The organism is Vibrio sp. 10N.222.54.E6, assembly GCF_041473955.1.
GTDB lineage: Bacteria > Pseudomonadota > Gammaproteobacteria > Enterobacterales > Vibrionaceae > Vibrio > Vibrio tasmaniensis_A.
Genome location: NZ_JBFRTD010000010.1, coordinates 372498 through 385502, shown reverse-complemented (window position 1 = coordinate 385502; position 13005 = coordinate 372498). Strand labels below are relative to the sequence as shown.

13 protein-coding genes are annotated in these 13005 nt (G+C 44.2%); 10 read left to right on the top strand and 3 right to left on the bottom strand.

What is annotated here, in order from left to right:
* The first annotated feature begins 505 nt into the window (after positions 1-505).
* Genes AB4513_RS06620 through AB4513_RS06610 form a run of 3 tightly spaced genes read left to right on the top strand, consistent with a single transcriptional unit; the run spans position 506 to position 3228 of the window.
* Positions 506-727, top strand: coding sequence for a FeoA family protein (locus AB4513_RS06620; RefSeq protein WP_004734203.1), 222 nt, complete (start codon positions 506-508; stop codon positions 725-727).
* Positions 728-3001 carry a Fe(2+) transporter permease subunit FeoB gene (gene feoB / locus AB4513_RS06615; protein WP_009847311.1) on the top strand — a complete coding sequence of 758 codons (2274 nt, stop codon included), beginning with the start codon at positions 728-730 and terminating at the stop codon, positions 2999-3001.
* Positions 2998-3228: a FeoC-like transcriptional regulator gene (locus AB4513_RS06610; RefSeq protein ID WP_009847310.1), complete on the top strand. Its 231-nt coding sequence runs from the start codon at positions 2998-3000 to the stop codon at positions 3226-3228. Before feoB ends, AB4513_RS06610 begins: the two co-directional genes overlap by 4 nt.
* Positions 3229-3364: 136 nt before the next feature.
* Here AB4513_RS06610 and AB4513_RS06605 read toward each other — a convergent pair whose 3' ends face one another.
* Both AB4513_RS06605 and argS read right to left on the bottom strand, forming a co-directional pair.
* Positions 3365-3793 carry an HIT domain-containing protein gene (locus AB4513_RS06605; protein WP_009847309.1) on the bottom strand — a complete coding sequence of 143 codons (429 nt, stop codon included), beginning with the start codon at positions 3791-3793 and terminating at the stop codon, positions 3365-3367.
* Between the two features lie 106 nt (positions 3794-3899).
* Positions 3900-5633, bottom strand: coding sequence for an arginine--tRNA ligase (argS, locus tag AB4513_RS06600; RefSeq protein ID WP_009847308.1), 1734 nt, complete (start codon positions 5631-5633; stop codon positions 3900-3902).
* A 349-nt stretch (positions 5634-5982) separates the two neighbouring features.
* On the opposite strand from argS, the gene AB4513_RS06595 reads away from it, so the two are divergent.
* Positions 5983-6579 (top strand): VOC family protein, encoded by a 597-nt coding sequence (locus tag AB4513_RS06595; protein ID WP_009847307.1) that lies wholly within the window; start codon positions 5983-5985, stop codon positions 6577-6579.
* Between the two features lie 312 nt (positions 6580-6891).
* Here AB4513_RS06595 and purU read toward each other — a convergent pair whose 3' ends face one another.
* Positions 6892-7725, bottom strand: coding sequence for a formyltetrahydrofolate deformylase (purU, locus tag AB4513_RS06590; RefSeq protein ID WP_012604522.1), 834 nt, complete (start codon positions 7723-7725; stop codon positions 6892-6894).
* Between the two features lie 300 nt (positions 7726-8025).
* Here purU and AB4513_RS06585 point away from each other — a divergent pair, with 300 nt between their 5' ends.
* The 6 genes from AB4513_RS06585 to AB4513_RS06560 all read left to right on the top strand — a co-directional run bounded on the left by AB4513_RS06585 (position 8026) and on the right by AB4513_RS06560 (position 12963).
* The gene (locus AB4513_RS06585; RefSeq protein WP_009847305.1) at positions 8026-8226 is read left to right on the top strand and encodes a hypothetical protein; all 201 of its coding nucleotides are present in this window, start codon (positions 8026-8028) and stop codon (positions 8224-8226) included.
* Between the two features lie 150 nt (positions 8227-8376).
* Entirely contained in the window at positions 8377-10305 is a 1929-nt protein-coding gene (locus AB4513_RS06580) for an ATP-dependent DNA helicase (protein ID WP_009847304.1), read from the top strand.
* A gap of 58 nt (positions 10306-10363) precedes the next feature.
* Entirely contained in the window at positions 10364-11065 is a 702-nt protein-coding gene (gene tsaB, locus AB4513_RS06575) for a tRNA (adenosine(37)-N6)-threonylcarbamoyltransferase complex dimerization subunit type 1 TsaB (protein WP_009847303.1), read from the top strand.
* 93 nt (positions 11066-11158) lie between these two features.
* Positions 11159-11464, top strand: coding sequence for a hypothetical protein (locus tag AB4513_RS06570; protein WP_009847302.1), 306 nt, complete (start codon positions 11159-11161; stop codon positions 11462-11464).
* A 39-nt stretch (positions 11465-11503) separates the two neighbouring features.
* A complete protein-coding gene (locus AB4513_RS06565; RefSeq protein ID WP_009847301.1) occupies positions 11504-12064 on the top strand; it encodes a Slp family lipoprotein in 561 nt (186 codons plus the stop codon).
* 47 nt (positions 12065-12111) lie between these two features.
* Positions 12112-12963, top strand: a complete 852-nt coding sequence (locus AB4513_RS06560; protein WP_009847300.1) for an alpha/beta fold hydrolase — start codon at positions 12112-12114, stop codon at positions 12961-12963.
* Positions 12964-13005 lie beyond the last annotated feature (42 nt).

Here is a 13005-nt window from a genome sequence, read left to right as displayed (position 1 = left end):
AGATACGAGATACGAGATATAACGATAGTTGGGGGAGTTTAAAAAGGTTTTTGGGTTAAAACAAAAGGAAGAAAAAAAATATCGTGGTATAGCCGGGGGGACTATACCACGGGTGCCAATGACACCTTCGCTTGCTGCCGGAGTGATATGGCAAGCCACATCACCTCTGGAATAAAATTAAAGAGAAAGAGTTTCTCTTCGATGGAGTAACTATACGGGTAGCGACTTGTTTTGCTTATAAAATTAACGACAGATGACTGTGAGAAAACCGACATTATTATAAGTTGTTGATTATTATTGTCTTATTGTTTTCTGGTTGACGCGTACTAGTAAGGTAGTCCCCACTAATTGTTGAAAGTGACGTTTTTGACGTAAACGTTTTTAACGAAATTTACGAGAGTGTATTTTCGAAAACATTGATTTCACACAATAGAATTGTGGGTATGTGCGTGTATTATGTCGGTAATAACAATCTTTCTCATTATCAATCTCGAACTGGGTACTTATGAAACTCTCACAACTAGAGCAAGGAAAAGCGGCTTCTATTGTTGCACTTACAGGTTTAACACCAGACGTTAGAAAAAAACTAATGGTTATGGGCATGTTGCCAAAAACCGAGGTGACACTTATCCGTCGTGCACCTATGGGTGATCCGCTTCAAGTTGAAGTGAGAGGTGTTTCTATAGCCATTCGTGAAAGCATTGCAGAACAAATCGAGGTTATCTAAATGGATTATCAAGTTCTTACTGTTGGTAACCCTAATAGTGGTAAAACAACATTATTTAACGCATTAACTGGCGCAAAACAGCACGTTGGTAACTGGGTTGGTGTGACCGTAGAAAAGAAAACCGGTTTATATTCGCACGCTGGTGATCAATTTCAGTTAACGGATTTACCAGGCATTTATGCACTAGACAGTGGCAATGATGCAAACAGTATCGATGAGTCGATTGCATCACGCGCCGTGCTTACTCACCCAGCGGACGTGATCATCAATGTTGTTGATGCTAGCTGTTTGGAAAGAAGCTTATACATGACATTACAATTGCGAGAGTTGGGTCGCCCAATGATCGTTGTATTGAACAAAATGGATGTATTAAAGCGTGAGCGTCAGGTGATTAATCTTAAGGCTCTAGAAAAAGAGCTAGGTTGCCCGGTTCTAAGCTTGTCAGCAAACGATAAAGGGCAAGTGGTTCGTTTTAAAGAGCGTTTGCATAAGCTTCTGGTTCAAGGGGTGAGTCTTGATCCTATCTCTATTGATTACGATGCCGCGTTAGAAGCTCTTATTCCTTCTGTTGATTCACAATTTGATGATGCTGACGTATCTCACCGAGCGCTAGCGATTCGTGCTTTAGAAAATGATTACTTGGTATTGAATGGTTTGGCCCCACAAACTCGCACTCAAATTGATAGTGTGCGTCTTGGTGCCGATTTCGATATTGATCTTGCTGTTGCTGACGCTAAATACACTTTCTTACATGAACTTTGTAAACGAGTTCGTCGCAGCGAAGGCAAACTGAGCCGTAATTTCACAGAGAAAGCCGATCAATTCATTTTGAATAAATGGGTCGGGATTCCTTTCTTCTTCGTCATCATGTACCTAATGTTTATGTTCTCTATCAATATCGGTAGCGCGTTTATCGACTTCTTCGATATTGGTGTTGGCGCAATATTAGTTGATGGCGGACATCACTTATTAGATGGTCACTTACCGGTTTGGCTAGTCACCGTTCTTGCTGATGGTATTGGTGGCGGTATCCAAACGGTTGCGACCTTTATTCCGGTAATCGCTGCTCTTTACCTATTCTTAGCGGTACTAGAAAGTTCAGGCTACATGGCGCGTGCCGCATTTGTACTGGATAAAGTGATGCAGAAGATTGGCTTACCGGGCAAAGCATTTGTACCACTTGTTCTGGGTTTTGGCTGTAACGTACCTTCTATCATGGCAACTCGTACTCTTGACCAAGAGCGCGAACGTAAACTCGCCGCATCAATGGCACCGTTTATGTCATGTGGTGCTCGTCTACCTGTATACGCACTGTTTGCTGCTGCATTCTTTCCTGGTGCTGGACAAAACGTTGTGTTCGCTCTGTACATCATGGGTATTCTGGCTTCTGTGTTTACGGGCTTGTTCCTTAAAAATACTATCTATCCTGGTAGCAGCGATAGCTTGGTTATGGAAATGCCGGATTACGAATTGCCGACCGTGCAAAACGTGATGCTGAAAACTTGGCAGAAGCTGAAACGTTTCGTGCTTGGCGCAGGTAAAACCATTGTAATGGTTGTGGCAATTCTGAGTTTCTTGAATTCATTAGGTATGGACGGCAGTTTTGGTAACGAAGACAGTGAAAGTTCTGTGCTATCTAAAGCGGCTCAAGTTGTAACTCCAGTGTTCCAACCGATTGGAATTACTGAAGAGAACTGGCCTGCAACGGTTGGTATCATTACCGGTATTTTTGCGAAAGAAGCTGTGGTTGGTACGCTAAATAGCTTATACACTACACCTTCTGATGAAGAAGCGGCTGAGTTTGATCTAGCGGCAAGTTTAGAAGAAGCTGTAATGACCATTCCTGAAAACCTTGCTGGTTTGAGCTATTCAGATCCATTAGGAATTGAAGTTGGTGACTTGTCTGACTCTAGTTCTGTGGCTGCTGATCAAGAGGTTGATACTTCGATCTTTGGTAACTTGAAAGATAAGTTTGTATCAGGCCACGCTGCGTTTGCTTACTTAATCCTAATCTTGCTTTACACACCTTGTGTGGCAGCGATGGGTGCTTATGTTCGTGAATTTGGTCAGACGTTTGCCCGCTTCATCGCAGTTTGGACAATGGCACTTGGTTACTTCGGTGCGACCTTCTATTACCAAGCAGCAAACTTCGCTGTACACCCAGTAAGTAGTGCTGTGTGGATGGTGGCAATTGCTGGTGGTTTTGTGGTGACGTATCGCATCTTCAAGAAAATCGGCAGTAAGCAAAAAGCACTTGAGGTGCAAGTAGTATGATTTTAACTGAACTTCATCAATACATTGATAACGAAGGTGTTGCTGCTCGTAGTGAGCTTGCATCTAAGTTTGGGGTAAGTGAAGACGGTATCGATGCTATGCTGGGAGTGTGGGTCAAGAAAGGCAAGATATCTCGCTTGGTCGACACCAATAAGCATGGCCATACAACACGTATTCGCTACACCATCAGCAAACAAGATGGTTTGTCACTGAATGTGATGATGTAGTTCAGGTCTCATACTCTCGTTGAAAGCGACGAGATTAGACAATAAAAAAGCCGCTCACCTATTTTAGGTGAGCGGCTTTTTGTTATGTGTCTTATCTGAACTGTCTTGTTTTAAAGCTCAATGAGACCAACTCAAATTACGCCTTCTTGAAGATAGAACTCAGCGACAAAACGTTTTGGATACGAGTATGGATTGCAGCTTGTTCTTCTTCCGTACGCTGCTCACCTTTAGTGTTTCCCCATACTGGTCCTGGCCATGCGATGTCATTTTTGAAACGCGCAATATGGTGAATGTGCAGTTGTGGCACCATGTTACCTAGCGCGCCTAGGTTTAATTTGTCTGGTTGGAATGTCGCTTCTAATGCTTGGCTTACCGCTTGAGACTCAAGCAAGAACTGCTGTTGTTCTTTCATTGGTAGATGGTGCAACTCTTTTAGGTTGGCGCGTTTGGGTACCAAGATAACCCAAGGCACTGCACTGTCTTTGCTTAGCAGCGCCAAGCTTAGTGGAAATTCGCCAATAAGCGTGGTGTCTTTTGCTAACTGTGGGTGAAGTTCAAAGCTCATTATTATTATCCATTTCGATTTCTTGAATTCAGTATACGTTAGATAAAACAAAAGGTTGATGCTCTCACATCAACCTTTGTATTTATTCATTGTAACCCGAAGGGGATTACATACGCTCTAGAGTTTCGATACCTAGAAGCGACAGACCTTGCTTGATAGTCTTAGCTGTCAGTGCAGCAAGCTTCAGGCGGCTCTGTTTAACGGTTTCATCTTCAGCCACAAGGATAGGGCATGCTTCGTAGAAGCTAGAGAATTGACCAGCAAGTTCGAACAGGTAGCTACACATGATGTGTGGTTGACCTTCACGAGCAACAGACTGTACCGCTTCTTCAAATTGTAGAAGTTTCGCGATAAGGGCTTTCTCTTTCTCTTCAGTGATTTTGATTTCACCTTCTAGAGAGTCCATAGAAATGCCTGCTTTAGCAAAGATTGAAGCGACACGAGTGTATGCGTACTGCATGTACGGTGCTGTGTTGCCTTCAAATGCCAGCATGTTTTCCCAGTCGAACACGTAATCAGTGGTACGGTGCTTAGAAAGGTCTGCGTATTTAACTGCTGCCATTGCTACTGTGTTCGCAATGGTTTTCTTCTCGTCTTCTGCTAGCTCAGGGTTTTTAGATTCAATCAGCTGAGTTGCACGTACTTCTGCTTCGTCCAGAAGGTCAGCAAGACGCACTGTACCGCCAGCACGAGTTTTAAATGGCTTACCATCTTTACCTAGCATCATGCCGAACGCGTGGTGCTCAAGAGATACAGACTCAGGAACATAACCCGCTTTACGAACGATAGTCCAAGCTTGCATTAGGTGTTGGTGCTGACGAGAGTCGATGAAGTAAAGTACGCGATCTGCGCCCAGTTCTTCAAAACGATATTTAGCACAGGCAATATCGGTGGTGGTGTATAGGAAGCCACCGTCACGTTTTTGCACGATAACGCCCATAGGGTCGCCATCTTTGTTTTTGTATTCGTCTAGGAATACAACTTGTGCGCCGTCAGACTCTTTTGCTAGACCTTGTGTTTGTAGGTCAGAAACGATGTTTGAAAGCATATGGTTGTACATACTTTCACCCATCACATCATCACGTGTTAGTGATACGTTCAGGCGATCGTAGTTACGTTGGTTTTGAACCATGGTTACGTCAACAAGCTTTTTCCACATTTCAGCACAGTATGCGTCGCCACCTTGCAGTTTCACTACGTAGCCACGAGCTTTCACAGCGAATTCTTCGTCTTCGTCGTAAAGCTTTTTAGATTCACGGTAGAACTGCTCAAGATCTGACAGTTCCATTGAAACTTCACCAGTTTCAGCTTGGATGCGCTCAAGGTTTGCGATAAGCATACCGAATTGAGTACCCCAGTCACCAATGTGGTTAGCACGGATAACTTTGTGACCTAAGAACTCAAGTGTACGAACAACAGCATCACCGATGATCGTTGAACGTAAGTGGCCTACGTGCATTTCTTTTGCAACGTTTGGAGCTGAGTAGTCAGCAACAATCGTTTGTGCTTCTGCGGCTGAAACACCAAGGCGAGAGTCAGCAAGCGCTGCGTCTGCTTGTTGTGCCAGGAACGTTTCATCTAGGAAGATGTTTAGGAAACCTGGACCTGCGATTTCAACTTTAGAAGCGATACCGTCTAGGTTTAGAACGTCCAATACTTTTTGAGCAAATTCTCGAGGGTTAGTGCCTAGTCGTTTAGCAACACCCATAATGCCGTTTGCTTGGTAGTCACCAAATTGTGGTTTTGCAGATTGACGGACAGCCGCAGGAGAGCCTGCAGGTGCGCCAGCGGCTTCTAGAGCCTGAGATACTTTGTCATTAATCAGTGCTTGGATATTCACACGCGTTTCCTTCAATTCAAGGATGAATAAGAGTAGCCGTTATTTCGTGGGCATTAAATTTGGCTAATTATGCTTCTAGTTAACGATTTAATGCTGAAATGAACAACAGACTCTGTTTAAGTTCACAAAAATGGCGTTAATCATACCAATTTTGTGGGCTTTCTTATAGGTCGAATTGATAGAAAATTAACATTTCCTGAGGGGTTTTTGACAATCAACTTTGACCAAGCCAAGTTTGTCTATTTAGGAAAGTAAGACACGGTACTTTTTGAGTGTTTTTTGTCAAAGCAGCGCTTGTTGCTGGAAGTAAAACTGATACCATGCTGCCATTATTTGGAGAACATAGACAATGACGATGAGCCTGAAGCAAGCAGAACTAGAACCACAACAAATGATTGCACGCCTTGATACGTTTATGACGAAAATTGAGAACCTCGGAAATGTGCTGGGTTTGGATTTAAGCTTTGCTCAAGCGGATCATATTGCATTAAGAATCAATGAAACTGAGCTTGCGAAATCAGCACATCAAGCATGGTCTGAATACGGCTCTACGATTTCAGAAGCGATGATCAATGGTCGTCCCATTGTGGTGTTGGCTTTCGATAAACCATTGCAAAGCCTTGGTTGGAAGATTGAATGTTTAGAGCTTCCATACCCAGCTGAAGGCAAGATTTACCCGAGCCAAGATTGGGAGCATGTAGAGTTTGTGATTCCTTCTCACGCACAAACGGCCGATGAGTATCTAGCAGACCTTAAAGAGACTTACCCGCAGTTCGCTGCTAAGTTTGAAAATTTGGCAGATCAAGGCATTAAGATAAAACTCTCTAGCCCGAAAGGTGAGGGGGAACGTTTGAATAATCCAACGGTTGCATTCAAGCATCAAGGGATTTGCATTAAGCTGCATCCACACTCTTTGAAGAAGATTGTTGAGTCAGAACAGGCCTAATTTGATTGGATAGTTGCTGGGAATAGATTCCTGAACTCACCAAGGCTCGTCGGAATTACGGGGTGTTTGATGGTGTTTGCCAGGTCTATCTTTAGATGCTGACAGTCTGAGCGTTCGAGGGCGTATGTCAGAGTCTACGGTTAGAAGGTTCTTACCGAATTCGTCATTCCCGATAGCGACGAAGGAGCGTAGTCGGGAATCTCATAAAGCTAGTCAGATCATCAGATACAAAAAACGCGCAATGGATTAACCCTATTGCGCGTTTTTTATTGGGTTCTAACTGGAAGTCTTACCTGAAATCGAACCTCCGATCTACAGAATCACGGTCTTGTTGCCGTAAACAAACACGTGATCATTGATCACTTTGTTTAAAGCCTTACTCAACACGTTCTTCTCTACGTCACGACCCGCTTGTGCCATGTCTTTCGCGCTGAAATTGTGATCCACTGGGATAACATCTTGCTTGATGATTGGACCTTCATCGAGATCGTTTGTCACAAAGTGTGCCGTTGCACCAATGATCTTCACACCGCGCTCGTAAGCTTGCTGGTATGGCTTAGCACCAATGAATGCAGGCAAGAAACTGTGGTGAATGTTGATGATTTTGTGGTTGTACTTCTCAACAAACCCCGGCGTCAGCACTCGCATGTATTTAGCAAGCACTAGATAGTCCGCCTCATACTGGTCAATGACTTCCAACATCTTCTTCTCATGCTCTTCACGGTTTAATCCTTCGTGAGAAACATGGTGGTAAGGGATATCAAAACGCTCGGTTAGGCTTTGCAGTGTATCGTAGTTACCAACTACTGCCGCAATATCAACATCTAAACTGCCATCGAAGTTCTTCATCAGAATATCGCCAAGGCAGTGTGCTTCTTTAGTTACCAGAATCACAACACGCTTACGAGATGAATCAACCAGCTTACGTTTTGTGTTTTCTGGCAGGGCTTGGTCTAAATCGGCGAGTAAGGTTTCGTCATTGAAGTAGCCCTCTAGCTCTGTGCGCATAAAGAAGTGGCCACTTGTGTTATCAACGAACTCATTATTGTGAATAATATTGAGTTGGTGCTTATAACAAATGTTGGTGATCTTTGAGATGAGGCCTGGGGCGTCAGTACAATGTGTTAATAAAGTTTTTCTTTCCATTTGCATCTTACTTCCATGAATGTTGCACTTATTATATGAAATCGGGATTCTTCAAAATTTAATGCAGGCCGTCGAACGGTGAACTGAGCCGCAGTATCACCGTTATAATTAATCTATTATCAAGTTGGTTTCAACAAATTCTGCTGCTCATTTATCGCATCGATAAATTGTTTTATATAGAAATATCAGTTTTTCGATAGAAAAAAAGGCAGAAGCTTCATTTTTCAAGTTTTGACCGTAGTACGCATTTGAACTTCAACCGAGGCATTGACGCTTTGGCCAAAAATAGAGGTGATACTTATGGATAAAGAGTTACTAGCAAAAAAACTGTACTGCAAACGAGTGAATTCATTAGCGGGAAGTACAGAGTTAGATGGTAATGTTCTAGATGAAATGTGGGAAAGTAAAACCTCACCAACCGATGCAGTGAAAGCCATGCAGCCTTGCGATAATCATTTTGAAGGCGCCCCTTGGTTGTCGCGTTATCTCAGCCGAAAATAATAACGATTCTTTGATTTTTATTTCTTCAATTCTTACCTTCTAGGTAGCTTAACCCAAACCAAACACCTCCGGTGCGAAGTCATTCTTGATTCGCGCCGGCTCACTAAACCTGCCATAATTCGCCTTCTATTTTTCTAAACTTCGTACTCTATGATATCTAAAACGTTTTCTGCTGATGGTGCTTTGGGTAAAGCGATCCCTGGGTTCCAACCTCGACAAGCTCAGCTAGACATGGCTGAAGCGGTTTCACAGGCTATTGAACAACAGAGCCAATTGGTCGTTGAAGCGGGAACGGGAACAGGTAAGACGTTTGCTTATCTAGTGCCAGCACTGCTGAGTGGTAAGAAAACGATCATCAGTACGGGGTCTAAAAACCTTCAAGAACAGCTGTTTCACCGAGATTTACCATTGATGGTCGATGCGCTTGGTTTTTATGGTCAGGTTGCGTTACTCAAAGGCCGTTCAAACTATTTGTGCTTGGACAGGCTCAGTCGTCAAATGATCGAGAGCCATGGCACTCACACCGATCCAACGCTGTTAGCTCAGTTGGTGAAAGTGCGCAGCTGGTCGTCCGCGACTCAAACTGGCGATTTAGGTGACTGTGATGATATTGCTGAAGATAGCCCGGTCATTCCAACCATTACCTCGACTAACGACAACTGCTTAGGCAAAGAGTGCCCAAGCTACACCGATTGCTTTGTGCTGAAGGCGCGTAAAAAAGCGATGGATTCTGATGTTGTTGTAGTGAACCACCACTTGTTTCTCGCGGATTTAGCGATCAAAGAAACCGGGTTTGGTGAGCTGATACCTGAAGCCGATGTGTTTATCTTCGATGAAGCGCACCAACTTCCCGATATCGCTAGCCAATACTTCGGACAATCGGTTTCCAGCCGACAGATCCAAGAGCTAGCCAAGGACATTGAAATTGCTTACCGAACTGAAGCCAAAGACATGCGCCAACTGCAGAAAGTAGGGGATAGGCTCGTTCAATCGTCAGCCGATCTACGCATTGTGCTTGGCGATACGGGCTTTCGCGGTAACTGGCGTGAAGCATTGAAGTCAGAGTCGATTGCGAGAGAGTTAGTTCGCTTACAAGATGCGTTGCAATTGGCCGTTGATGTATTGAAATTAGCATTGGGTCGAAGCCAGTTGTTAGACACGGCTTTCGAGCGTGCAACCATGATTAAGTCGCGTATCGAACGTGTATGTGACGTGTCGATTACTGGTTATTCGTATTGGTATGACACCACGCCACGACACTTTGCTTTGCACATCACGCCACTCTCAGTCGCCGACAAATTCCATGAGAAGATTGAGCTAAAACCGGGTGCTTGGGTGTTTACCTCTGCAACTTTGGCGGTGTCGGACGATTTCGACCATTTCACCTCACGGCTTGGGCTAAAACCGTCAGCACAATTTTCACTACCGAGCCCGTTTGATTACCCAAATCAGGCGCGTTTGTGCGTGCCTCGCTATCTACCAGAACCGAATAGCCCGGGCTTAGCGGACAAGCTAGTAAGAATGCTGACCCCTGTGATTGAGCAAAACCAAGGTCGCTGTTTCTTCTTATGTACCTCACACAGCATGATGAAAGAGTTGGGTGAACGGTTCCGCGAAACGCTCTCGGTTCCAGTTCTGCTGCAAGGTGAGACAAGTAAGCAAAAAACCTTAGCCGAATTCATGGAATTAGGTAACGCATTGCTGGTGGCTACTGGCGCTTTCTGGGAGGGGATAGATGTTAGGGGCGACGCATTAAGCTGTGTTATCATCGATAAATTGCCCTTTACAGCCCCTGATGACCCTTTACTTAAGGCTCGAATCGAGGACTGTAAGTTAAAAGGGGGTGATCCTTTTGCACAAGTACAGTTACCAGACGCAGTGATTACCTTGAAACAAGGTGTTGGCCGATTAATACGTGATAAACGTGACAATGGCGCTTTAATTATTTGCGATAACCGCTTGGTGACCCGCGATTACGGTGGTGTGTTTTTGGCGAGTTTACCGCCTATCCCACGTACCCGTGACTTAGGGATCATTAAAGAATTCTTAGCTAAAGACCATTCAACCGCTGCTGAGTAATTGGCATTGTTGAGCTTAGCCATTATTTTAGATTAGATAACGAATATTTGAGACACAAATGAGCGCGAAAATTCTTGCAGTAGATACCGCAACTGAAAACTGTTCAGTTGCACTAGTAATTGGTGACCAGGTGTTCGCACGTAGCGAAGAGGCACCTCGAGACCATACGAAAAAAATTCTACCTATGGTTGATGAAGTACTGAAAGAAGCGAATATTGCTTTAACCGATATCGACGCGATCGCGTTTGGCCAAGGCCCGGGCAGTTTCACGGGTGTACGTATTGGCATTGGTATTGCTCAAGGCTTAGCTTTTGGTGCTGATTTGCCGATGATCGGTGTGTCTACACTGGCAGCGATGGCGCAAGGCAGCTACCGTAAATTTGGCGAAACTCATGTTGCAACAGCAATTGATGCTCGCATGAGTGAAGTTTACTGGGCTCGTTACAGCCGTGAAGATGATGGTCGTTGGACTGCGGTCGATGCGGAATGTGTAACGCCTCCAAGCGAATTGGCTGAACAGCTTGAAGCGGACTCCAACACATGGGCAAAAGTAGGCACAGGTTGGGAAGCATATGCAGAGCACATGGACACACTAGCGATCAACACCAAAGTGTGTGAAGTGCTATTCCCAGAAGCTCAAGACATGGCGTTCCTTGCTCAATTTGCTTATGCTGAAGGCAAAGCGGTTGCTGCTGAAGAGTCTGAGCCGGTTTACCTACGTGATAAAGTGACTTGGAAAAAACTGCCTGGTCGCGAGTAAATACGTATTACTTTGGCTCTGCAGTTTATTTTGTAGAGCCGTTATTAAAATTAGATACACAATCATTAAAGTCAGGTAATAAACTCTTTAAGCATGGTTTCAATCAACGGCTTACCTCCTTCTTCGATAGGCAATACATCTAAAACCAATCGAACCAACAAAAAGAATGAGGTAAAAAAAGGCGATGCAAAGACCTCTGTTGGTCAGCCAACTAAGGTTGCGAATGCTGTCTCGCATTCTATTCGCCAGGTCAAAGAGTCTGAGATTCACAAGGCTCAGATTCAATATGATCTTCCAGAAGGGCGCGGACGACGTGCGATGGAGGAGTATATGGATGTGATGAATCAAGCTAAAAAAGAGGAACTTGCAAAGCTAATTGGGGTCGATATTTATATCTAGCTTTGTGTTTTCATTTATCCTGCTCTAAGGAGCTGCATTATGTATTCTCTCATATCTAAATCTCGCTTATTTTTCCTTGTCGCTTTCTCTACGATGGTGATGGGGTGCTCCTCTTTACCTAAAGAACTTAATGCAAACTCAGAACAGGTGGTAACTGACTACCAAGAGTGGGTAAACACACTACCGGATGCCGGTGATGTTCGTTTGGGTGGCGTGATTGCTAAAGTCACTAATCTGAAAGATAAAACGCGTGTTGAAGTGGTGAACTTACCTATCTCTAGTAGTGGTAAGCCTGATATTGATGCCGAACCAAAAGGACGTTTTGTTGGTTACATTGACGGCTATGTTGAACCATTGAGCTTTGCTGAGGGTCGTTTAGTTACTTTAGTTGGCACATCAAATAGCACTGAAGACGGTATGGTTGGTGAATACCCTTACACTTTCCCAGTCATGAATGTCTACAATCAACGTTTATGGCAGATCACTGAAAGAGTGGTTATTAATGACTTTGCGCCAACTTACTACTCTTGCCGCAGTTTACATTGTCGCAGTTTTCAAACCATGCCTAAGTCAGGGCGTGTGATTCAAGATGTGCAATAGTCGAACCTTAACTCGACATACCCAATGACAGGGACACCATACTATCAATGATTGAACAGTCATATTCCCTTGCGAGCGGGACACTTGCAACACAACAGATTGGCAACCCACAAACGACCGTAACGACGGTCGTTTTTATTCATGGCTGGCTAGACAATTCCGCAAGTTTTACTCAGGTCATGCAGCAAGTCTCTAAGCTTTCTCCAGATACTCACTTGGTTGCGATCGATCTTTTTGGGCACGGTTTCTCGTCGCATAAGTCGGGGAGTTACTACCCATTTCACGACTATATTGATGATTTACACCAGCTAGTGACCAAATTATCGCCAAACAGACTGGTGCTGGTAGGACATTCACTTGGTGCATTGATAGCAAGTTGCTATAGTGCCGCCTTTCCTGAAAATGTGTCAGGATTAATTCAAATTGAAGGTCACGGACCTCTTTCTGAAGCTCCCCACGAAACAGTCTCTCGCTTGAGGGATGGGGTACTTAGTCGTCTTCGACAGCGAAGAAAGCCTTCACGTCCTCTGGCAAGTCTTGAGGATGCTATTAAGCTGAGAGCTCACGCCAACCAAATTAATGCTGAATTAATCGCTCCTATTGTTGAGCGAGGTATTGTCGAGTTTGAGAACTCTTGGCAATGGCGATGCGACCCTAATCTAAAATGTGACTCGTTATATCGAATGTCACAGGCGCACGCTGAAGCGATTATGGCGGCTATTGAATGCCCTCAATTAATAATCCTAGGGAATGATGGATACCGACATTTGCAGCATAATCGCTACAAATCAGCGCATAGTCCTCTGAATATAGAGACGATTCCTGGCGGACATCATTGTCATTTAGAGAGCCCAGAGCTAGTTTCAGAGCTAATTCTTGGTGTAGTTAACAAAATTTAAACAAGTGTTTGAGCCTTTTAGTGCTCATGCACTAAAGCTGTG